Origin of the sequence: Halalkalibacter urbisdiaboli, from assembly GCF_002156385.1 — a bacterium.
GTDB lineage: Bacteria > Bacillota > Bacilli > Bacillales > Bacillaceae_D > Halalkalibacter_A > Halalkalibacter_A urbisdiaboli.
Window position 1 is genome coordinate 1,006,106 of record NZ_MVJM01000001.1, and the last position, 22,692, is coordinate 1,028,797.

Here is a 22,692-nt window from a genome sequence, read left to right on the forward strand (position 1 = left end):
GGATTCAATTCGCAATAAAGAAAGGGTGCTTTATGTATATACTTTGAACTTTTTATTTAGTTAATCCAAAGGAGCTGCAGTAAAATTCACCACTCAACTATCACGTTATTTTTATCGTCTAAAATTTTATAATGAAGAGTGGCAGTCTTATCATAAATTTCTTGTGATAATTTTTCATATACAATATTTGTTTCTGTTATTTCAACATTTGAAGTATATAGAACATTTCCGTTTTTATCTTCTAATGAATAACTAACAGTGGCAGCATTGGGGTAATTAAAAACGCCTCCCCATAATGCACCAAAAGAACTATTACCAACCGAAGTAACTCTGACAATTTCATATTTACCTGATAAATCTATACTTTGTGCATCTCCTCCAGTACCAGGGTTATATTTATACCTCGAATTTTCCATTGTATAAGTATTTAAAACTAACATTGGTTTACCTGTGTAATCTTCACTTAAGAAAAGAACAACGTTATCGTTATCGTCCTCAAATAAAACCTCAACAATGCTAGTCTTCTTCCCTATTGCATCAATAAGTGTTGGTGAAGAACACCCTCCTAAAATGATAAATATGATAAGTAGTAGATAAATAAGTTTCATAACCATCCCCTTAAAGATTTAATATTAGTTAATTTATTCTAGTGGCTTCTTCAACTAACCTGATCCGTTACTTTAATAATGCTATTTTAATTTTAACATTTATTTCCTTCTGCGTGTGGTGAAGACAATAAAAAGCGTCCCTGTTTTAGGAACGCACGTTTAAGTATTCGAAGCGGATTAAAAACACTGTTTATCTTTGATGTTATGGGCGTTTCTGCTAGAGATATGCTTCGAGCTATTGCTGATGGTGAAGAGGATCCAGAGAAGTTAGCTGGCTTTGCTAGACGAACGATGAAACGGAAAAAGAACGAGCTGAAGTTAGCGCTTAAATGGCTACGTTCAATCTCACCAACGCATGATGGTAAAAACGATTCTGCTACACATCGATTTCTTAACAGAGCAGATTGATAAACTTGACCAAGAAGTAGAGAACCGAGTATCAGATTATCAGGCAGATATCGAACGATTAGACTCGATTCCCGGAATTGTGGTTCGTACTGCTGAACAAATCTTATCGGAAATAGGAACAAATGTAGCCGTACAGTTTCCTACTGCCGCTCACTTATTTTCATGGGCTACCTAGTTCCTGGTCACAATGAAAGTGCAGGAAAGCGAAAAGCCTCGAAAGCCAAGAAAAGGGCAATAAATAATTAAAATCCGCTTTAACTGAATGTGCTCACTCTATTCGCGGTTCCAAAACCTATCTTGGTTCCCTTTATCGAAGGACTTTAGCACGAAAAGGCAGAAAGCGAGCAGCCATCGTTGAATCGCCTATTACCTCTTAACCCGAAAAGAAATGTATGTAGACCTTGGCGAAGACTACTTTGATAAACAGAAACAAGTATCCATTGTCCAGCACTCCACCCGTCAGTTGGAAAACCTTGGTTATACAGTGACAGTAACTGCTCCCGAAGCTTCTTAAGCCTTTCAAGTAACTTCGTAGAAAACTAACCCATTTAAAAAACGATAAAGATGGGTCTTATTTAGTGTTGCCTTTAATCAAAATGCAGTGAGTTTAAATTTTCATGGTAGTTCAACAAAACCTATCCTTAAATCCACTCTTTTCCATGTTCACGAATGAATTGAAGTTCCTTTTGATAATGTTCAAGATGCCCTTCATCTATCATCTTTTGAAAAGCAATATCACCTTCACTAGCTTTTTTTATCATGTATTTACATAATCCTTCTACTCGTAGCAATACCATCTCTAAAAAACCTTTTTCCATTCCTTCAATACCATAGGATTCAAAAAACAATTTAACCCTTTGTTTTATTCGGTCGGCATCCTTTAATGGATCGTAATAAACGGCCTCACCTGTTTCAGTATGCCAAAGTCTACTTAAAGGAACGCAAGTGTAAAGAGTATAAGCTATGTCCCAAAGTCTTGGACCGGGCCCTGCAAGATCAAAATCAATAATCCCTACTGGTTTTTTGTGATTAAAAATAATATTGTATATGGCAAAATCATTGTGGCATACAACCTCTATTTTGTTTGGAGTATTATCCATCGGTTTCCAATCATCTGATAACGGAAAGTCACTCACAGCATCATGGTAAAGACGAAGCATTTTCGCTATTTCTTTTAAGGCATCATGAGACCACATGTATTCTTTTAAAGGATAATTACCTGCGTCTCCTTCAATAAATGATAAAATCTCTCTTCCTTTTTCATCAATACCTAAAAACTTTGGTGCGTAACTGAAACCTTTGTTCTCCAAATGCTTTAATAATTTATGAATTTTAGGACTATCTTCCTTTAAGTCTCGTCGCACAGTATCTCCCGAACGGTATACGTTTGAGACATTCCCACCTGATAGCATTTCTTCGTTTGAGTACTGACTTGTCATTTAAATTCCCCCAAAAATAGGGACGCTATGATTGTGCCAATAGAGATGTATTTTTACCCATAATTAAAAGCAGATATACAAAGGTATCTGCTTGGTAATGGGAATTTAATTGTCCACACCATGAATCCCTTGAATGATTTAAGATAGACAATAAACGCATCCTTAAAAATCAAGGACCGCAACTGCCTCTATCCAATTAACTAATCATTTCAAGGTATTCCACATGCGTAATCTAGATTCCCCTTTCTTTACATCTCTAATTACACATTACCAAAGATTTCTAAATAAATAAAGATGATTTGTATACTTATTAAAGTATTCTGTCTATTTTAAATACCTCAAAAGAATACATCATTCCTGAACAATACAACAACAGTATCTTGTTCAACTAACCTGTCCAGTTACTTGAATAAGAAAAAGACTTTACTTCTATTAAAAGTAAAGCCACCCAATAATACTAATATTCTGTTGCAACGGCCCCTAATGAAATTGCTCTAATGTGTTTATCTTCTTCTAGTTTTAATAACTCTTCCTTGGTTCCAGTTACCACAACGCCAAGGATTATCCCTTCGTTCTCGTTTTGTTTCGTACTTTCTAGAAGTTGGTCTATTATAAAGTCATAATTTCCTGTACTTTTTAGTTCTTCTAATGTAGCGCGAAAATCCTTTTCATTCTGAGCTACAATGTCCACTGCGTCTCCTTCCACTTTATGTCTAGTAGCATTAAAACCATACACATATGATGCAGAATCACCCGATTCATGAAGTCCTTTCAACTGCTTTTTCGCACGTTGATTATAATTATTAACCCTATACCAAGTTATTTTATTATTTAGATTAAAAAATTCTTGTATTTCACTAACTGAATAAGGTTGATCGAACGAGATGGCTACTTCCATTACTGCATCATTAGGAGCATTTTGTATCAAGTCTAAATCGTTATGAATAAACCTGTATTCAAACCATGGATGATAAAAGTGCATCGTTCTCTGTCCGTTTGTAGTGTTATAATGTCGATACTCTTCTTCGGGTTCACCTACTCTAACTTCATCGTATACCTCTAATGCTGACGATTTATTATTATGTCCTATTGCATTAAACGTTCGTAAATCTTGCCCCCAAGGGATTACTCTATCTTCAATTAATTTATATTTATTGTAGGTGTAAGTTCCTGATAGAATCCCATAATCAAACTTTCCTCCTCCAATTTGAATATTGGGTTGCGAAATTTTAAATAATAACCTATTTGACTCAGCTGCTTTATAATGAGCCTTATTTACAATCTGACCATTAATAATTATAAATAGTGCCCCTACAAGAAGCAGTGAAATAGTGGAGATGACTATATTTCGAATAACACTTTTTCTTTTTGCTTTTTTAACTATTCCTTCAATATCATTAGACTGGAATGGTTCATTTTTCATTATTATCCCTCCTAAAAAGTTTTGTAAGCTTCTTCCTAGCACGATATAAATAAGTTTTAACATTACTTTCTTTCAAACTAAGGTACTCAGAAATTTCTTTATACGAAAATTCATCTTCATATTTCATTTTTATTAATTTTCGTTCAAGTGGTTTTAATTTGTGTAATACCTGTTCATACTCTTCTTTTGTTTCTTGTTTAATCACGGTATCTTCCACATGATTTTCTTCCGATTCCAATAGATAATCCTCAAACTCGATTATTGAACGGTGGTTATCTTTTCTACACAAATCGTAATATTGATTGATGGCAACCTTGTAAAGCCATGACTTAAATGCCTTAGAATGAATACCATCGATATTCAGAAATCCACGATATAGAGATTCTTGAACAATTTCTTTTGCATCTTCTGGATTAGCCCCCATCGAGCAAAGCTTTTGATATATATCGTTACTTAATCTAGTTATTTCTCCATTTGAGGGCTTACTCATTTCTTCATCTCCTTTCACAACTACTAAAACGAACTAAAGGTGATTATGTATACAAAAAATTTTAAGTTTTTTTATCAGGCATCTTTAATATAAAAAAGCTCTACTTCCTACTTGGAGTAAAGCTTGTATGAAGAATTTCATTATTATTTTTACCAAAATCATATCTTTTCCTTCTTCAACATAACTGCTCTTTACTTCAATAAGAAAAAGGAAGCCTCTTCCTATTTAAGGATTGCTTCCCGTTAGCACAATTAAAAGTCGCTGTGGTTTATTGAATAAAATCTTAGTTTGTAAAATATCATCCTTTTTCTTTTTGAATTATTATCCATAAATCAAAAAGAAGAATTAATGCACCAATTGAAATAAATATAATACTTAATACATAAGGACCCCAACCAATTATTTCAGTTAGCACTGTTGCTAGTTTACCAGGCGGGTCACTCCAACCTCTCAAATTAGGAATGAATAAAGCAATCGCTACATGCATTAAACCTAATAATACAGTACCTGAAAGAAACAGAATATAACCAAACCTTTGTAAACTTTCTTTCATCTAACTTCCCCCTAATATTACTTTGGTAAGTGATCAAGATAAAAAATGTATTCCTTCTTGTAATAACCTAGCGCGATAAACTATCGGATCTGCTAAATAGCTATATACACTTAATGGCTTTTCATATGGTGCCTTAAACGACAACTCTTGTTCTTGAAGTCTTAAGTTTAATATTTATTTTTGGGATATGATATCCAAATTTTCACCAATAAGCTTTGTTGCTTCATATAACACTCCATCGTCATAGCTTACAATATCAATATAACCGTTATAATGCTCCCAAACGTCTGATTGATTTGAATGTTCTTTGAAACTGTCTAAGGTTTCATTAAATAACAAAACAGCCTCTTCTTCTGTTAATTCTTCGTCAACCATTACTCTAAGGTTGATATTACTCTCACCATCAAATGAAGCTGCAACAAAAGGTTCTCTCCATTCCTCTAGTGTTTTATCTATATCAATATCAGGTTTCTGACTGCAACCTGTGAAAAATATCAAAAATACAAATATTATACTGATTGAAAAAATTTTTTTTCGTCTCATATTTTCCCCCTACCCATTTACTAAACTATGATAAAAACACCCTGTTTCTTCTCCCACTAACTGCCGGTTACTTGAATAACACATTTAATTTTAACATTAATTTCCTTCTATATGTGTCAAAAACAAAGAAAAAGCGTCCCTGCTGTAGGAACGCATCCGTTTGTTTAAGTGTAATTATTCACATATAGACTCTCAGGTTTCCAGCTTTTAATGTATTTCCAACTTTCCCTCTCTTTTGTAAGTATCGAATAATTCATTAATATGTTCATCAATCATTTGACCCCATGACTCTAAATCTTCCTCGGTTGGTTCCCCAATTTTTTTATCAATATACTTCTCTACGTAAGCTTGCTTTGTATAGGTGATATCTTCCCAAACTTCAAAATATTTTACTGAGGACACTCCTAATAAGGATGCTTGTTGTTCATAAAACGTTTTGTCATCTATAAATTCGAACCTATCAATTGGTTCAGAACTAGGAAACAAGGCTTGTATTTTTTCGACAACCTCATCTTCAGAAACAGTTATCCCTTTATCTTTAGATTCCTGAATGACAACCTCTTGTTTTAAGTACATATTAATAATATTTTCTGTTTCTTTTTCTAAAGAAAATTGCCAAAGAACATCTTCTACCTTAATCTCTTCCCCATTAAGAACCGCTATTGTATCTTCTTTTTCATATTTTTGCCCTGTACAGGCTGTCATTAAGACTGCACAAAGTAAAAATAATCTTAGCTTCACTTAATTGCCTCCTCACAAAAGCTTCATTTTTGTTCCACTTAGACATAAAATACCCCCTATATGAAAGAATCTTTAACAGTCACAAACTAAAGCAATCCGTTCGTTTTTTTATAAGAGCGTCTTCATGATAACCTCGAAATTATTGGGTAGTCTATAGCAAAAATGACTTGTTCAGCATTAAAGCGAATGACTTTCTTTACTTCATAAAATCCAAGTCGCTTTAATAAGTTACATGAAGCAGTATTTTTCGATTGCGCTTCAGCAATGAGCTTGTTATTGACATTATCCTCAAAGAAATTTCGCAAAACTTGACTTATCGTCTCAAACGCAAAACCTTTACCCCAGAAACTTGATAGAAACATATATGAAATTTGAGTATATTCTCCATCATAGTGAGGTGTTAATAAAATACATCCTAAAAATGCGCCTGAAATTCTTTCTCTCACTGTCCAATACATGCAATTTTCTTGAGGATTTATCCATTCTATCATTCTATTGTCGATTTGCTGGGAACTTCTTTGCCCACCCAAGTAATCCCATACCCTAGTATCACGGTATAAGTTAACTAAATCATTATAGTCAGCTCGTTTTGTTATGTTGATACTACAACGTTTGGTTTCCACTTTACAATCTCCTCGTATATTAATTAACTTACCATTATCGTTCGATATCGCTTATTCTCCATTATATTTAACATTCTTTTCCTTGAGAAAAATTTTTAAAATAGAAAATCACTCTAGCACAATGTACTCTTAGTTTTAATGGTTTTATTGGATATCATCGACTTAAAAAACTCACCAAGTTCCTCTTTACAGCCTCCCACTCCTTGTCCAAAATACTATATATATTAGAATCTCGAATATATCCATCATGATTAATCAATTCTTGTCGTAAAGTTCCTTCAAACTTCGCTCCTATTCTTTGAATTGCGCGATTGGATCTTTCATTTCTTGAATCAGTCCTGAGCTGGATTCGAACCAGTTCCAATACTTCAAAGCCATACCTCAATAATAGATATTTACACTCTGTGTTGACCCTAGTTCTCCAAACCTTGGGGTCCAACCAAGTGCCACCTATTTCTAGTTTTCTATGTTGCGGGGAGATCTCTAAGTAACTGGTACTTCCAACAATCTTATTCGTGTTCTTATCAAGGATGACGAATGGATACCATAGTCCCTGCTTTTTTAATTCCAACAGATCATTAATCGTGTTAAGCATGTCCTCAGGTTTATTTATGTTCCCCGGACTGTACGTCCAAATTTCACTGTGATTGGATGCCTTAAATAGTTCCTCCGAATGTTCATTTGACATTGGTACTAGCCTTACCCTTTTCCCATCAAGTACGATATCATCTGTAAACATTTTAAATCCCCCCTTGTAACTCTGAGTCTGTACGCGTATAGCAATCATAGGTGAAACCAAGCTTCTCAAAGCATTCACTAAATTCTTTGTGATAGTTATCAGCTATTTCTTTAGGTGTTACCCCTTCTTGCTTTGCTCTAATTGTAATTGGGGTTCCATTACAATCACTTCCAGAAACATAAAGTACGTTATCTCCTTTCGTTCTATAATATCGAGCTAAAATATCTCCTGATAATAGACTTGCTATGTGACCTAAATGCAATGATCCATTTGCATATGGCCAAGCCCCTCCAATTAGTACATTCATTTTTCTTCCTCCTTTTAATCTAAATAAAAAAACCTCGCCCTAAGACAAAAACATTTGTCTAAGGACGAGGTTATACTCGTGTTACCACCTTAATTCACTAATCACTCACATGATTAGCCTCAATAAGTACGGAACAAATAAATGTTCTTATACTCTGACATTTATAACGAGTGCCAAATCTCGTCACAACCTTACTCATTATTATAAGTTCGGCTATGCAGCTCAGAGACCATGTTCAATCAAGTATTCAATGCTTCTTTTCAGCTACCGAAGCTCTCTGTAAAAGAATAAAATTGATTTACTCTTCTCATCATTGCCTTTAGTGTTTATCATTACTTAGTAAACTTATTTACCTTATTATTACATTTAATGTTAATTAAAACAATATGTATTCAACTTTTAAATATGTTGATATTTTGCTCATAAAACAGCAATTCACTATCCTATCCTGTTCTTTACTTCGATAATAAAAGCGAATACCTTGTTTAGCAATCGCAGACGTTCGTTCAGTACACTGTCGCAGTTTACTTTCTACTCTTCACAATATTTAATAAATCCATTGGTTTCTCAATAGATGGGAATTCATCATTGTTGATTTTTCTGTTATAAAACCATTTTGCACGAAAAGCTTCAATTCCAGAATTTTTGGCACCTACTAATTCATTCGCACCACCATCACCAATAAAAATTGCTTCAGAGGGTTTTACATCAAGACGTTGACACGCAATCATATAGATTTCTCTACTAGGTTTTGAAACTCCCTCTTGATATGAAAGTATCATTTCATCAATTAATTTAAATAACGGACTTAGAAACAAACTTTCCGTCTCTTCTGCTGAACAATTGCTTACTAATCCAATCTTCACCCCGTTTCGTTTCAATTCTTTAAGTGTGTTAACAATATCAATACTTATATTTTGGTAAGGTAATCGTTTAGCAGCTATTCTTTTTTCATTAAGCTCCCTAAGAGTATTATCATCTGCATCAAGATTTGATATTGTACAAATATCCTTTAAAACCGTAAAATAATCAGAAAAAACTCCAGTCATTCGTCCAGGCCTTCTTTTAACCCATTCGTCTTCAAAAAGCTCTTCACTGATTCCTAAAATAGAAGCAGGGGATTGGCATTCAGGGGTCCCAAAATCCATAATGTTTACCCCATTTTCTCGTTCTGTAATAAGTGTTTCATATAAATCAAATAAAATAGCTTTCAATCGAATCTCCCTTTCCATAAATCCTTTCCGTCTTTACTCATTGAGATTAAAATTCCCTTTAAAACCTACCTATAATTGTTTTAATGTTTTAATTCTTCCTACTGCGTTCGTAAAATAATAGTTATTTCGCTCTCCTAGAAAAGCACTCGTTACTTTAATAAGACAATAATTATTAAAGGTTTGTAATTTCAAAGAAATCTGGTTCAGGTTTCATTAATTTGATACCTTTTTCTGATTGAAAGTAAATTTCTTTGTCGCTTTCATACAGAACTTTTATTTCTATATCTCCCATGTCAATTATGCTTGTTTTTTCACGGGGGAATACTTCTTCATCCCAATCAATAGCATCGTTGATAAAATGGACAATACCTTTAATTTTATCTATGTCATTAATTTCATTACAATCTCCATCAGATGAACTTTGATGAATACAGATGCTTGTTGGAATATCATCAATCCAAGTTGTTGAATGGTAAATAGGAATTTTATCAAAAATAACTTTTGTTTGATTGTTCATTTCAAAATAACTTCCGTAGATAGATAATTCCCATTCTAATCCCTTCTTTCGCCATCGGGACATAAATCCTGCATTAATATTTTCATCGGAAGAACTTTGCTCATATTCGACTTCCCAACCATACTTTGGAAGTTCATTTGAATAAAATCCATGTATGTCATTCCAATGATTGCCTTCCATTACATATTGGTGTACAGTCGGTCTCAATCCTTCAAATAAAGGAATGTCCTTCTGTTTTTCGGGAATAATTGACATTGCTTCATAGGTATCATCAGTAACCCTTTGATATATAAACCAACCCGTAGCAACTAAAATTGTAATAGCTCCATAAATTAGCCAATTTCTTCTCTTCATTTAATCCCCCTTATCCGTTCTTATTTTTCCAAAAATCCAAATTCCCTGTTTGGTATGTCAACACTAAATGATGTAAAGTCATCTATTTCACAATTAAATTGCTCTGTCCCGTTCTAGTTCTAATGCTCCCGTTACCACAATAAAGTTTAGTGTTGAATAGGAATATTTTTTTCAAAAGAAAGTCCTAAATACCTATAATTAATAATAACCTCATTTATTTCTTTATCGTTGATAATACTCAAGCTATAGCTTTTATCATCTTCAGTTGCAGTACCGTTATTTACTTTTTCTAACTGTGATAATGGAGCGGTATTTGGCTCTATTATCACATCTTCAATGTTCGTGATACCATACTCTCTCGCCTCACCATCAAAATCAACAGCTACAATAAAACCTTTTAATGGATTACTTACCTGAATTTTTTTATCTAATGGTTCTTCATTATTATTTATTAACACATCGTTAATCTCTACATCACTAAATCCTTCATTTCCTATACTAATAACAACTGCTTGTTTATCCCCAGATGAACCAATTGTTCCCCTCATTAATGCTGGATTTGATTTAATAAAAGAAAAAAGTCCAATTGATATAACAGCAAAAATTAGAACTGAAATCAGAATTATTTTTCTCAATTCCCCACAACCCTTTCGAAATACCCTTAAGAAAAACATCTACTCTAACCCTAACATAAATTACCAATAAATTGGAGAGATCCTTCTTCAACTCTTCTTCCACGTTAGCACAAGAAGTGACTGTTCTAATTTGAACAATCGCACTCGTTAATTTAAGAGGATAAAATAACACTGATGTTGAATTGTAAATTAAATAATATAGTACCTTTATTGGTATAAATCAACAAAACTAAAGGAGTTATTCTAATGAATAATATTTTTGAGCTCTTGCATAAAGATGAAATATTAAAACGTATCGACAACTTAAGCGTTAATTCACAACCGAAATGGGGAAAAATGGATGTCTCCCAAATGTTAGCTCATTGTTCATCTTTCCAAGATATCGCTATGGGATATTCTTTACCCCCAAGAGGTTGGTTAGGGTTATTAGTAGGTAGATTTGCAAAACCCATTTTTTATAATGACAAGCCTTTACCATACAATATGTCTACTATTCCAGACATTGTAATTGCAGATAAAAAGGAATTTGAAATAGAAAGAGAAAAACTTAAACAAAAAATTAATAAATTCCATAAGAGTGGACCAGAGACTTGTACAAGTCATCCACATCCTTTTTTCGGAAAACTTACTTCTGAACAATGGGGAAAAGGAATCTACAAGCATCTTGACCACCATTTGAAACAGTTTGGAGTTTAGTCACAGAATTAAATTATTCATGATATAGTATGAATAATTTAACTATACCTTCTTAAACTAATCTGCTTCTTACTTGAATAACACCGTTTAAATTTTAACATTAATTTCCTTATTCGTCTGATAAAGACAAAGAAAAAGCGTCCCCGTTGTAGGAACGCCCCCCGATACTTGAATATAGATTGAACTTTTTACAGCAACTTCGTTTGTAACATTATGTTTGAACACTCCTAAATAAAAAAATAAAGCATGTATTTTTAATTGAACAACTTTATTTTAATGTTAACTTGTTTTCAATTTTGGTTTTGTTTTCATAAATCCACATAAACATTGCTTTATTTATTTCAAATATTTTCGGATTACTAGCGAAGTACGCCATAAATATGGTTTGAATAGAAAGCATTATATGCCATATAGACTTAGCTTCAACTTCTTTTAAGTCATTTATTTTGTTATATTCCGCAAATAAGATTCCTACAAAATCAAACCAATTATCTCTTAAAGTTTCATCGGAAAATATTTCACTCAAAATACTTGTGGAGCAATAACAAGGATCAAATATCCTTACATTGACTTCAACAATTTCAAAATCAATTACTCCTGCCAATTGACAATCTTTATATATAATGTTTGATATGTGAGCATCTCGATGTATTAGCTGTTTTGGCAAACCTTCAATTATTGCCTTTAATTCTTCTTCCAAGTTTTTAAAGATGTCTTTCAACTGTTGGTTGGCATATACATTTAAGACTTTATTTACTGCCCAACCGTATACTGTATTATAAAGGTCTTTCCGGGAAAAATTAGATGCTATTTTTTCATTATTCATCATCTTGTGTAACGAAGCAATGGTTTCCCCAAACAAATGGGGAACAATTGGATTTTGTACACATTCTGTTGCACTGAATGTCTGTCCAACAATGTAATTGTAAATACAATAGTTATCATTTTTGTAGTTAAAAATAAATTCTCCATAATTATTAACCAAGGGAAAATGAACCTTTAAATTGTTAGACTGTATGTGTTTTAAAAGTTCTATTTCATTTTTTATTTGTTCTGTATTTCCCTTTTTCTTTAGAATAAATTTCTTATCATCATTTGTAGTTAGGAGTATTACTCTTTCTGAAATGATGTTTAGTTCCTTAATCTCAATCCCCCAATGAGTAGCAATTCCAAAATCGGTAAATTCCATACAAATCTCCTCCACAAGTAAATATAAGTCCTACTCTCTTTTTTGATAAAAACCCTTCATCTAAGATCGAAAAAGTAATATTTCTTATTCCACTAACTGCTTCGTTACTGGAACAATGGGTCCAATTTCCTTATTCAAGAAAAGCAAACCGTTAGTTGAAGAACAAATGCATCATACATCTAAGTTAAAGTTAATCCCCACACTAGATGCTTGTTCCCCACCTCTAATTCCCCAATTATCAAGGCTAGGTTCGTGTAAAGTTAATAGAACTCTTATTTATGGATAACGACTAGAATTAAATACCCACGTTTTAAACTCTTCATTTTGACCTTGCAATTCCCATTCTGTCTTGTGAAAATAGTCATTGAATTTCGAATCTGTCGGACATAATGCAACGATAGGTAAATCATTTACTGTTTTTAACATCTTTTTTAATAAGCCTTTACCACGATAAACCTCACTTATCGCAAATTGATATAAAGAAATTTTGTTTTGTGTTTTTTTTCGGTAAAAGCGAAATGCCCCTACTACTTGACCTTCTACTGTTGCTACTATCATTTGCTTTCTTTTTATGGCTGCTTTAATCCCAAGAGGACATAAAAACTCTTCAGAATAAACTGCACTGTTATTGCGGTCTAAATTTTCGTTGAAGAAAGTCACAACTTCAGATATATGAGTTGGATTCGCTAAAGCTATCTGCATCTTTTCCCCCTAACGTAACGCTTATTAAGAACTTAGAGATTTATATATATCTCCAATAATTCCTTCCAATTGATGAACACCTAATTCTGCATTCGTCATGATAACAGCACCTTTTTCAAAGTGTGGATACGCTACCATCATACATTGGAAACCTACTCCCCAACCCATAGATGTGATTTCTAATTCTTTTTCAGATCCTTCTAGAAATACACCCAATCCAGTCCAACTTTTTCCTCTTTGAGAAGTTATCATTTCTTTAACTAAATTTGTTGAAATACCAATTTTACTTTCTCCTTTTAGAGCATTCATTAGCTCAAGAACTAATGCAGCTAAATCTAAAGAAGTCGTCCATAATCCAGAAGCTGTTGGATAAGGGTATATAGGATATTTTCCATCTACCAATTCACCATTTTTGTTATGACCACAAGAGAATTCTTTTTTATCCCTCTCTAATATCGTTGTATTTAAATGGCTATTTTTCATCTCTAATGGCTTAAATATCAACTCATTTGCCACTTGATCATACGGTTTTTTCATCACATCTTCGATAAGTTGTTGAATAATACAAAAGCCTGCATCTGAATAATGAAATTCACTCTCTGGCTCGCACTGTACTTCAATAGGAACCTTACAATAAGGAGTTTTTCCCTCTAACAATTCAACCATTGAAGGAATACCTATATCTGAATTTAGTTCAAAAAAACTACCTTCAGGGTCCTTAATTCCAGATTGATGACTAAGCAAGTTTCTTAACGTAACTTTTTTATTTTTTGTGTATTTATTTTCAGGTACTTTCCACGTTACAAGTTTTTCATTTACATTTTCATCCAAATAAAGAAACCCTTCCTCTAATAGCTTTATAACGATCATTCCTGTTAAGAATTTACTAATGGAACACGCACTAAAACTAGAATTCTCATTTACTTTTCTATCGCTATTTACTTCTAGTAAGCCGTAATATTCTGTTCCACTGATTTGACCGTTTTCAATCAATGTAATGCTTAAACCGTTTACATTATAATGTTCCATTCGTTCTTCAATGTTGATATTTTTTAATTTCATGATTCTCCCCCTAATTACTTTAATGAAATTATAACACGAATATATGTTCTATTGTATGTATTTGGAAAATAAAATTTATTTTTGAACAATGCTGCCCGTTACTTGAATAACGCGTTTTAATTTTAATATTGATTTCCTTATTTATGTGATAAAGACAAAGAAAAAGCGTCCCTGTTATAGGAACGCAACCGTTAGCCATCCATGAAGAGCCACTTCACCACAGATAATGTAAATTAAATTCGTTCTTACATGAGAGTTGAAGAACAATAAATTAATCCTTGAAAATATCAGCTACTATGTTACCGAATTCTCTTAGGTAATGAAGGTAATTGTTACCTCCGTAGTTATACATTTTATTGTACATTTTTGCTACTACAAGATTATACTTTGGAATGACTAATAAAGTTGGTCCTGTTATACCCAAGATTTGATATGAACCTTTAGGAACTCTTTCCCCAATTTCGCTTCTTAACGATGGTTTATCTTGAACATACCAAAACAATCCATTTTTCGGTAAATCATTATCTTTGTAATTGGGACTTTGGAGTGTAGTAGCTAATTGTATAACTTCTTTGGGAACAATTTGTCTCCCATTTGTAAATCCATTATTTAAATGAAGATTACCCCAAAACGCAAACTCACGAGTTGAGGTATGTAGGTTTGGTTCAGTTCCATCAGTTGATTTACCAAGTATAAACCCTGCAATAACCTCAGGATTTTCAATTACTTGAACTAATTTCTCGTTAGGATATTTCTGCCAAAAAGTTTCCTTAAATCCAAGTTGTAAAAATACCCGTTCTTTAAGTAATTCAGGAAAGCTTTTCCCATAAATTTTGTTTAAAAGCTGAGACATCATTAAGACGTTTATCCCTCTGTAAGCCCAACTTTCACCCGGATTAAATTCTCGGTAAATTGTTCCGTCCTCTCTCTGGTGTAACCCGTGAGAATGCGTAACCAAATGCCTTATCGTTGTTCGGCCTAGCAGTTCCTTATCGAACTCTTCAAAATAATCTATTGCAAAGTCATCAATATTTTTAATTTTACCTTCATATAAGGCATAAGCTACCGCTAAACCTAAGTAACTTTTTCGAGCTGATGCAATATTGAATTGCGAGATTTGAGTAATTGGGGCTGAACCTATTGAATTAGAATGATAACCACTATAGTGTTCTAATACAATATTGTTATCCTTTAGTATTACTAATGAAGAAGCACTGCTGTAGTTCCGTTCTTTAATATCTTCAACATACGAAATTATTTTTTGATAATTGTTTTGCACTCTCTACACCCTTTACAGCCTAAATTACTTCTTTTAGTTCTATATCTGTACGAATTAATCCTTCTTCAACTAACCTGCCTCGATTGCGTAATAAGCTAAAGGAGCTGCGGCAACGACAACTCCAGTTATTCGTTCAAGCCACCCGTTACTTATAACTCACATACTTTAAACTAATTCATTATTATTTTTTTAAGTCGATAACAATAGGCTCAAGCTCAATTTTGGTATGACCTTTTCCAAAATTGAGACTTGCAATTTGGATAGGCTGAATGATGAGCTTATTAGCTCCTTCTTGAATTGAACCGAAGTCACTTGTTCCTTTAAATGTTTTGTAGTCATTCGTTGTCTTTCCGCTACCACCAGTTTCATTCATATACACATTACCGAGGTCATCTGTTACATTGAAAACAGGTGACACACTTTCCCACTCTTTTAGGAGTTCATCAGATACCACTTGTTCATAGCTAATAACAGTGGATACATCAGTGAACTCAATAGATTGAAGCGTGAAGCTCACATTCTCATTCTGTACAGTTTTATTTAACAACTCTATATCACCTTCTAAACGATTGAGTGAAAAAGCAAATGACCAATCACCCTCTACCTCTAAATCATTTGATAAACTTTTAAAGGCTTCAGGATTCCAAGTAACTTCAATTGTTTCTGGATATTCTTCATCTTCGAAATGGGGAGTGAAAGATGCCAATCCTACGTAGCGATTGTCACTAATCTTTGTAATTTTTTCACTACCTCCCATACCATTTGCACCAACAACATCAAACCAATTCATTGCACGGATTTCAACTTCTTGTTCAACTTCTTTTTCTGTTTCGATTGCAAATAAAATAGTAATATTCGTTCCGTCATATACCGCATTGTCTATCATAACAGTCGTACCATTACTCGTCTGTGCAAGACCAATATCAGTAGAGTAGGTTTCAAAATTTTTGTAGTCTCTCTCCTCATCATAAAAAAAACTAATGACATTATCCATAAATGGAATTTGTGATGCAATTGACGGAAAGGCAAAAGCAACTGAAGTAGTAGATAATCCTAAAATCATTACTGCCGCTACTAATGGATTTTTTAATCTTCTTTTTTGTTGCTCTGCCTTAGCGTTTTTCACACCTAATTTAGACCTTTCATGTAATTCTTTTGGAATTTCTATTTTTTGTAATTCTTGATTTATTTTATTGTTCACAAATATCACCCTCCTTAAATTGTTTACGAAGTTTATCTAATGCACGATAAAGAACTGATTTTGCCGTTCCAAGTGGTATTTCCAATAGTTCCGATATTTCTTTAAATGTATAATTATGGTAAAACCTTAGTAAAACTATGCTTTTTTCATCCTCTTCCAATGCTTCTATTAAGTCTTGTAATGATATAGAAAGAGGAATATCTTCATTCTCTGTTCTTATAAATTCCTCATATTCTGGTTTTAAATGAACAACTTTTTTATTTTTCCTTACTACATTCGTTGCACAGTTCATTGTGATTTTCATTAACCACGTTTTGAAATACTCTGGTTTTTTCAATGTATTTATCTTCTTAAATGATTGATAGGCTACTTCTTGAACAACATCTAAAGCATCGTCCTTGTTTTTAACATATACATAAGCCATTCGATAAATATCTTCTTCATATTGCTGGAAAAGCTTTAAAAAGGCTTTGTCACTTCCTTTTTGAGCTTTTTTTACTAATCTAATGATTGGAATTCACCCTTTCTTTTTTGTCTTACATCTATTAGACAAACCAAAGTCTAATTTGGCTTAAATTTATTAAAATTTTTTTACAAATAAAATAATCGTCCAAATTAAGGACGATTACATTATCTATTTTAACCCTCTAAAAAAAATAAATTTTGATGTTATCAACAAATAATAATGTGACATGGATGACGGTGGAACGAACGTCATTTCTCTTTTTGTCAGAAATGGCATCAAATTTTAAAATAAAAAATCACTAACTGAATAGGTTTGTGGGTTGCTATTTTTCCTCTTAACAAAAGCTATAGAAGAGAGTTTTTCAACCCTCATTCCACTCTATATTCCAACTTCTCGTTTAAAGGCATATTCATTATGAAAGGAAGATACAGGATTCTCGAATGAAGTAGATTATTTTAATGATATTCGATTCAAGGCTAGAATTAAAGTTTTAGAGGAAGTATCCTCTTTCTGATAAAACTAATAATAATGAGATTGTAACAATAGAAATTAACATAGATATAACTATGGACACTGACGTTTCTTCTTTAAAGGATTCATACTTCTGTGCAAAAACATATGCTCCTGCTCCTACAGGCAAAGCCGACATAATAATAGTCGCAGTTAACCATATTCCCTCTAATTGGAAAACATAAAGTGCTAAAAATAATGTAACTAATGGCTGTACGATTATTTTCGATATTATAATAATTGTAACTTCAGCTTTATTAATTGCCAGCTTAGTGAATAATTTCCCTTGACCTACTAGGCCAAGCCCCAAGGCGAATAATGCTGTTGGACCAGCTGCATCAGATAATAATTGAGAAAATACAAGAGCCGATTTCGGAAGTTGTATATTCGATACAGCAACAATAATTCCAGCAAGTACAGAAATAGTTAACGGACTAAGAAAAACAGATTTTATTACATTTAATAGGATAGTACCAATATTAGGTTTCTCTTGACTTACTGTTCCTGGTATTATTGCATCTCCAGATCCGACAGCCCTTGCCACTTCCCTATAGCTAGTTTGCTTTAATGCTCTATAAAGCTCAAAAGAAATTGTGACTATAATAATTACTGGAATGTTATGAATCAGCGTAGCTAACGCTGCTGGCAGTGCTGCAGTTTGCCCAAAAGCCGCAATTAACAACGGTACTCCCATATAACCAGTTGTCCCGTAAGAAGCGGCCATTCCATAAGTGGCCACATTCGGAAATTTCCTTTTAAAGACAAGTAATGATAGAATACTTGCAACTAAAAAGCTTGTTAATATACCAAATAAATTTGTGAACAAAAAACCCCAATTAGTTAAATAACTGACTGGTGCTTCTGCTAATGATAAAAAAAGCAAAGCGGGAAGTGCAATATAATATACAAAGTTATTTAAGCTTTTTGAACCTGAAACGTCAACTACTTTATAAATTCCGGCCAAAATACCACACAGGATTATAGCAAAAACGGGGATTAAAACATCGAAAATAATTTGCATCTTGATCTCTACCTTTCTATAATTTTTTTAAAATACGTAAACGAGCAGAACATATTTCCGTCTGCTCGTTACAGCCTTATTGGTTTCTTGTATTTTGTTCGTATATCATATTCATTTTACTTTCCACTTCTTTAATTAAATCAGAATCAAATCCAGCAGCTTCCAGAGTTCGTTTAACTGTATTTATATGTAAACCAACATTGTTTAAAAAATAATCGGTTTTGCGTTCTCCCCCAAGATAATCTGGAATATTAGCTACTCCGAGATTTTCCTTCTGAGGTTTATGTCCGTTTGGATAAGTTAAATGCATATCCTCCACAACTTCCATTATTTTGTTTATCTTTCAAATTTTATTTTATTTCTAAATTGATATCATGTAAAATGAATGCATATGATATCGGATATCATTTTATGTGATACCTAGATTCTAGGGGGAGCAAAGTATGGATATTAAAGAATTGGAAATATTTCAAATGGTAGCAAGTTATCAAAGCGTCAGTAAAGCAGCGCAACACTTAAATTATGTTCAATCTAATGTGACAAATAGAATTAATAAATTAGAATCCGAACTTCAAACCACTTTATTTCATCGGAATAACAGAGGGGTTTCTCTAACGGCGAATGGGGAGATTTTATTAGGATATGCAGATAAAATCATGAAGTTACATAGAGAAGCTAAGGAAGCTGTACAAAACCCTAATCAGCCAACAGGTCCTTTATCTATTGGAGCAACTGATATTACTACTGCTATACGGTTACCACAGGTTCTTGCTGCTTATCATAATCATTATCCCGAAGTAAACTTATCTTTAACATCAGGTTCGACTGAGGAACTCGTAGATGAAGTATTAAAGTATAATTTAGATGGTGCATTCGTAACAAATGCTATTGAACATCCTAGGATTATTCAGGAGTCGCTTATTCAAGAAGAACTAGTTTTAATCATGGACTCTTCACAACCAACCCTAGAGTCGATTAAGGACCTCCAAACACGCACTATTTTAGTTTTTCGTTCAGGCTGTACTTATCGAGCAAAATTAGAAAGTTGGTTACGAGACGAAGGGATATTACCAGTTAAAAAAATTGATTTCGGAACAATCGAAGGTATGATAGGGTGCGTAAAAGCAGGATTAGGCGTAGCACTTGTTTCAAAACGAATTGGAAAGCAGTTAGAAAAAGAAGGAACTGTAATATGTCATCCTGTTCCAGAGAAATATAAATATGTATCTACTGTTTTTATTCGTCGTGATGATGTACCAATATCAAATGCGTTAAATAAATTTTTAGAAACGACAAAGAATTGCTTTAATTCAACAATAGAGGATGTTAAATAAGTTATTATTACATTCTCTATTGCTTCTTTGAGATTACCAGTTTATTTTTCAGATTAAAGAATGATGTTTTCATCTTGCTAAAACTATAGAAAAGATTCCAATAAAAGCATCAATACTCGAAGACAATAATGTTCTTTGTCATTTTCCCCTGTTAAACTCATGCACTACTTAGTTGAACAGACAAAACATTACATTAAAAAAAATTTGTCCCTTTCTACTTTGGAGTAAGTACCAGTTAGTAAAAGTAGTTTTTATTTATTCTTCAACACATAATTATAAAGTCTTGTATCAAGAGATTCTTGGAATCCTTGATTTAAATAAAAAGTTGCAGCTGGAAAAGTGCGTTCCGTTAATAAACTAATAGTATAATAATTATTTGAAACTAGGTAATCTTTGACATATTCCATCAACTTTGTTCCAAAACCACGTCCCTGAACTTCATTATCAACACACATTGCAAGAAAAAAATATCGCCTTGCCACCATTGTTTTCGATAACCGAAGATAAATCCTACTATATTTGTATCCTCTGTAACAACAAATCCTTCAAAACCAGGTGTATTAACCATATCACCTAAATAACCTACTGCTTTTTTATAAGACCAATTATCATTCCAAGGTTCTTGATTAAAGACCTTTATGTATAAATTAACACACGAAATAAAATCATTATTATCAAATAGTCTAGTAAATCCCATAAATTTAACCGCCTATTTTGAGTTTGTAGTATAAAATAATTTCTATAACGATATATATATTCCTTTTTAAACTAACCTGTATCTGCTGCTATTGTAGGAACGCATCCGGTTAATTGAATAAGTTATTCCAAATTACAGTGAAAGTTAGTCATTCGTAGACCTGACTTTTCGATAATAGGGACACCCCCTATATTAAAACAACCATTAGCAGCTTCTGTCACTTCTAAATAACTAAAAATATGATTGTGAAGCTATTATGAATACTACCATCATAACTGCAACCGCCCCTATCATTACTAACCCTTGTATCGGTGTAACCTTTTTATCCATTCCATTATTATAAAAGTAATTCTCTTCAAAATATCCCCCTTATCACATCGTCGTTTGTTCAATAAGAAAAAGGCATCCCTTTTTCAAGAACCAAATTTCCAAATAGAAATCTTCATTTTCATATTTAATAATGTTAAGTTTTTACTGTTTAATCATTTTTTCATTTATTAAACGTTCTTTATCGTCCAAATTAAATTTACCTGGTGACCAACTAGGAAGTAAGCCATAACCTCCAATAATTTCTTCTTCTGCTTCGAATACTACTGATTTCAAACGTTTTCCTTCAACATCTTTTTCCTTTAACTCATAAATATAACTTGTAACTTCTTTTCCTAAATAGTCTCCAAAAAATGTAATACCACTCGCTTCATAGCCACTTAGCATTTCATTTGGAATGTCTAATATATAGGTTTTAACTTCGATAAGTTCTTTAACTTCCCACCCTTTATTTGATAAATATTGTTTATGCTGTTCATTAAGGCTTTCTTGACCACAACCAGAAATTATTAAAAATCCAACTAATATTAGAAACATTCTAATTCCCATACCATATCAACTCCTAACCAATTCTTATATTATCTGACGTACAAATAATCGAATTATTACATAAATCTACTTCTTTACTTGAATAAGAAAAACAGCATCCCTTGTTGAAGGAATGCACCCGTTAATTGAACAAGTAAATGCTTATATTCCTAGTTCTTTCTTATGGATACAACTACAATCAATAAACCAATTATACCTAATAGGATAGATAGTATTATTGGAAGTGTTCCTACCTCTCTTAAAGCAGTTCCATAAACTCCGTACCTTGTATCCCATCCTTGACCATCAGGACCTGCTAACACTTGAGAATAAACCGATGCTGAAATCAATGTAGAACCATAGATAATTGAACTTAACAATAAGAACGTTAAACCAACATTTAAATTGTTAATTTTAACCACCCCTTTATTTCCTACTTATTAAACTAAACTGCTTCGTAGTCGAATAACTTCCACAAAAAAGCGTTAACCCCTTCTTGGATCAATGCACCCCGTTAGCTTATTAACGTTTACTCTGTAACATCTACTTCTAACGAATATGGGATACATAAATACGTGTATTTAATATTTATTTTTTCAGGTACTTCGTTCCCAAAAACACGTAATCCATAGTGTTTTATAATTTGTCTGTCATCTATTTCGTATAATCCTTTTTGTTCGTCGAGTGGTAACTCAGGTTGAATTTCCAATTTGTTAATTTTGTGAAAAGTAATATATGGGTCTTCATCAAGACCTCCACCTGCTACCATATGATTTGTTCTGCTTGCACCTAATTCAACATTTTCAGCTTTATTCCCATTAACCAATACATTTTTAAGTTTAATATTTGCAAATCCAGAGTTTACTATTTCGACTACTCTTTTCGTTTCATCATCTAAATAAAAACTTATACCGTTTGCTGATAATGGTGGATTGGTCTTTAAATAAATAAAGCTCCCCAACAACAAAAAGACTAAAATGCCCCCGATTATTAAGAGTGTTTTTTTCAGAATAATCACCTCTATACCAGTTTAACATTTTGCTAAATTGTTAAATTAACCTGCAACTTTAGTGGAACAAGGACGCA

At 32.8% G+C, this 22,692-nt stretch carries 29 protein-coding genes, 1 pseudogene and 1 other annotated feature; of the genes and pseudogenes, 4 read left to right on the forward strand and 26 right to left on the reverse strand.

Going from position 1 to position 22,692, the window contains the following annotated elements; translation table 11 throughout:
* Positions 1–86: 86 nt before the first annotated feature.
* A complete protein-coding gene (locus B1R93_RS05040) occupies positions 87–608 on the reverse strand; it encodes a hypothetical protein (RefSeq protein ID WP_088102859.1) in 522 nt (173 codons plus the stop codon).
* A 225-nt stretch (positions 609–833) separates the two neighbouring features.
* Here B1R93_RS05040 and B1R93_RS23315 point away from each other — a divergent pair, with 225 nt between their 5' ends.
* Positions 834–1,016, forward strand: a complete 183-nt coding sequence (locus B1R93_RS23315; RefSeq protein ID WP_245308192.1) for a hypothetical protein — start codon at positions 834–836, stop codon at positions 1,014–1,016.
* Positions 967–1,191, forward strand: coding sequence for a transposase (locus B1R93_RS23320; RefSeq protein WP_245308193.1), 225 nt, complete (start codon positions 967–969; stop codon positions 1,189–1,191). The genes B1R93_RS23315 and B1R93_RS23320 overlap by 50 nt, the downstream gene beginning before the upstream one ends.
* A gap of 466 nt (positions 1,192–1,657) precedes the next feature.
* Here the strand turns inward: B1R93_RS23320 and B1R93_RS05050 are convergent, their stop codons facing one another.
* From B1R93_RS05050 to B1R93_RS05105, 12 genes and pseudogenes are all read right to left on the reverse strand, one after another.
* A complete protein-coding gene (locus tag B1R93_RS05050; protein WP_088102860.1) occupies positions 1,658–2,455 on the reverse strand; it encodes an aminoglycoside phosphotransferase family protein in 798 nt (265 codons plus the stop codon).
* A 457-nt stretch (positions 2,456–2,912) separates the two neighbouring features.
* Positions 2,913–3,878 (reverse strand): anti sigma factor C-terminal domain-containing protein, encoded by a 966-nt coding sequence (locus B1R93_RS05055; RefSeq protein ID WP_165763732.1) that lies wholly within the window; start codon positions 3,876–3,878, stop codon positions 2,913–2,915.
* Positions 3,868–4,368 carry an RNA polymerase sigma factor gene (locus B1R93_RS05060; protein WP_088102862.1) on the reverse strand — a complete coding sequence of 167 codons (501 nt, stop codon included), beginning with the start codon at positions 4,366–4,368 and terminating at the stop codon, positions 3,868–3,870. Before B1R93_RS05060 ends, B1R93_RS05055 begins: the two co-directional genes overlap by 11 nt.
* A 298-nt stretch (positions 4,369–4,666) precedes the next feature.
* Positions 4,667–4,921 (reverse strand): hypothetical protein, encoded by a 255-nt coding sequence (locus B1R93_RS05065; protein WP_088102863.1) that lies wholly within the window; start codon positions 4,919–4,921, stop codon positions 4,667–4,669.
* A 174-nt stretch (positions 4,922–5,095) separates the two neighbouring features.
* The gene (locus tag B1R93_RS05070; RefSeq protein ID WP_088102864.1) at positions 5,096–5,464 is read right to left on the reverse strand and encodes an IolE/MocC family protein; all 369 of its coding nucleotides are present in this window, start codon (positions 5,462–5,464) and stop codon (positions 5,096–5,098) included.
* Between the two features lie 207 nt (positions 5,465–5,671).
* Positions 5,672–6,205: a SurA N-terminal domain-containing protein gene (locus B1R93_RS05075; RefSeq protein ID WP_088102865.1), complete on the reverse strand. Its 534-nt coding sequence runs from the start codon at positions 6,203–6,205 to the stop codon at positions 5,672–5,674.
* A 122-nt stretch (positions 6,206–6,327) separates the two neighbouring features.
* Positions 6,328–6,828: a GNAT family N-acetyltransferase gene (locus tag B1R93_RS05080; protein WP_165763733.1), complete on the reverse strand. Its 501-nt coding sequence runs from the start codon at positions 6,826–6,828 to the stop codon at positions 6,328–6,330.
* Between the two features lie 154 nt (positions 6,829–6,982).
* Positions 6,983–7,567: a GNAT family N-acetyltransferase gene (locus B1R93_RS05085; RefSeq protein ID WP_088102867.1), complete on the reverse strand. Its 585-nt coding sequence runs from the start codon at positions 7,565–7,567 to the stop codon at positions 6,983–6,985.
* Between the two features lie 19 nt (positions 7,568–7,586).
* Positions 7,587–7,874, reverse strand: a pseudogene (locus B1R93_RS05090) (class I tRNA ligase family protein); the annotation flags it as partial.
* Between the two features lie 57 nt (positions 7,875–7,931).
* Positions 7,932–8,197 (reverse strand) — a binding site (T-box leader).
* Positions 8,198–8,398: 201 nt separating this feature from the next.
* Complete coding sequence (locus tag B1R93_RS05095; RefSeq protein WP_165763734.1) at positions 8,399–9,088, reverse strand: HAD family hydrolase; 690 nt, start codon at positions 9,086–9,088, stop codon at positions 8,399–8,401.
* Between the two features lie 172 nt (positions 9,089–9,260).
* Positions 9,261–9,959, reverse strand: coding sequence for a hypothetical protein (locus B1R93_RS05100; protein ID WP_088102870.1), 699 nt, complete (start codon positions 9,957–9,959; stop codon positions 9,261–9,263).
* Between the two features lie 146 nt (positions 9,960–10,105).
* On the reverse strand, positions 10,106–10,594 hold the full coding sequence (locus tag B1R93_RS05105; protein ID WP_133058601.1) for a hypothetical protein: 489 nt from the start codon (positions 10,592–10,594) through the stop codon (positions 10,106–10,108).
* Between the two features lie 246 nt (positions 10,595–10,840).
* Between B1R93_RS05105 and B1R93_RS05110 the strand changes: the two genes are divergently transcribed.
* Positions 10,841–11,290 (forward strand): DUF1569 domain-containing protein, encoded by a 450-nt coding sequence (locus B1R93_RS05110; RefSeq protein WP_088102872.1) that lies wholly within the window; start codon positions 10,841–10,843, stop codon positions 11,288–11,290.
* Positions 11,291–11,558: 268 nt separating this feature from the next.
* Here B1R93_RS05110 and B1R93_RS05115 read toward each other — a convergent pair whose 3' ends face one another.
* From B1R93_RS05115 to B1R93_RS05150, 8 genes are all read right to left on the reverse strand, one after another.
* Positions 11,559–12,479, reverse strand: coding sequence for a phosphotransferase enzyme family protein (locus B1R93_RS05115; RefSeq protein ID WP_088102873.1), 921 nt, complete (start codon positions 12,477–12,479; stop codon positions 11,559–11,561).
* Positions 12,480–12,755: 276 nt separating this feature from the next.
* Positions 12,756–13,181: a GNAT family N-acetyltransferase gene (locus B1R93_RS05120; protein ID WP_088102874.1), complete on the reverse strand. Its 426-nt coding sequence runs from the start codon at positions 13,179–13,181 to the stop codon at positions 12,756–12,758.
* A 24-nt stretch (positions 13,182–13,205) separates the two neighbouring features.
* Positions 13,206–14,243, reverse strand: coding sequence for a serine hydrolase domain-containing protein (locus tag B1R93_RS05125; protein ID WP_088102875.1), 1,038 nt, complete (start codon positions 14,241–14,243; stop codon positions 13,206–13,208).
* A gap of 271 nt (positions 14,244–14,514) precedes the next feature.
* Entirely contained in the window at positions 14,515–15,522 is a 1,008-nt protein-coding gene (locus B1R93_RS05130) for a serine hydrolase domain-containing protein (protein WP_088102876.1), read from the reverse strand.
* 181 nt (positions 15,523–15,703) lie between these two features.
* Entirely contained in the window at positions 15,704–16,723 is a 1,020-nt protein-coding gene (locus B1R93_RS05135) for a DUF4179 domain-containing protein (RefSeq protein WP_088102877.1), read from the reverse strand.
* Entirely contained in the window at positions 16,713–17,240 is a 528-nt protein-coding gene (locus B1R93_RS05140; protein ID WP_088102878.1) for a sigma-70 family RNA polymerase sigma factor, read from the reverse strand. The genes B1R93_RS05135 and B1R93_RS05140 overlap by 11 nt, the downstream gene beginning before the upstream one ends.
* Positions 17,241–17,679: 439 nt before the next feature.
* A complete protein-coding gene (locus B1R93_RS05145; protein ID WP_088102879.1) occupies positions 17,680–18,720 on the reverse strand; it encodes an AEC family transporter in 1,041 nt (346 codons plus the stop codon).
* Between the two features lie 76 nt (positions 18,721–18,796).
* On the reverse strand, positions 18,797–19,048 hold the full coding sequence (locus tag B1R93_RS05150) for a hypothetical protein (RefSeq protein ID WP_088102880.1): 252 nt from the start codon (positions 19,046–19,048) through the stop codon (positions 18,797–18,799).
* Between the two features lie 115 nt (positions 19,049–19,163).
* Here B1R93_RS05150 and B1R93_RS05155 point away from each other — a divergent pair, with 115 nt between their 5' ends.
* Positions 19,164–20,054 carry a LysR family transcriptional regulator gene (locus tag B1R93_RS05155; protein WP_088102881.1) on the forward strand — a complete coding sequence of 297 codons (891 nt, stop codon included), beginning with the start codon at positions 19,164–19,166 and terminating at the stop codon, positions 20,052–20,054.
* Positions 20,055–20,305: 251 nt separating this feature from the next.
* Here B1R93_RS05155 and B1R93_RS23890 read toward each other — a convergent pair whose 3' ends face one another.
* From B1R93_RS23890 to B1R93_RS05175, 5 genes are all read right to left on the reverse strand, one after another.
* Positions 20,306–20,539: a GNAT family N-acetyltransferase gene (locus tag B1R93_RS23890; protein WP_088102882.1), complete on the reverse strand. Its 234-nt coding sequence runs from the start codon at positions 20,537–20,539 to the stop codon at positions 20,306–20,308.
* On the reverse strand, positions 20,461–20,751 hold the full coding sequence (locus B1R93_RS22915) for a hypothetical protein (RefSeq protein ID WP_165763684.1): 291 nt from the start codon (positions 20,749–20,751) through the stop codon (positions 20,461–20,463). The genes B1R93_RS23890 and B1R93_RS22915 overlap by 79 nt, the downstream gene beginning before the upstream one ends.
* Positions 20,752–21,222: 471 nt before the next feature.
* The gene (locus B1R93_RS05165; protein ID WP_088102883.1) at positions 21,223–21,627 is read right to left on the reverse strand and encodes a DUF4830 domain-containing protein; all 405 of its coding nucleotides are present in this window, start codon (positions 21,625–21,627) and stop codon (positions 21,223–21,225) included.
* A 149-nt stretch (positions 21,628–21,776) separates the two neighbouring features.
* Entirely contained in the window at positions 21,777–22,028 is a 252-nt protein-coding gene (locus B1R93_RS05170; protein ID WP_245308194.1) for a phosphatase, read from the reverse strand.
* A 107-nt stretch (positions 22,029–22,135) separates the two neighbouring features.
* Positions 22,136–22,624, reverse strand: coding sequence for a hypothetical protein (locus tag B1R93_RS05175; RefSeq protein WP_133058602.1), 489 nt, complete (start codon positions 22,622–22,624; stop codon positions 22,136–22,138).
* Positions 22,625–22,692 lie beyond the last annotated feature (68 nt).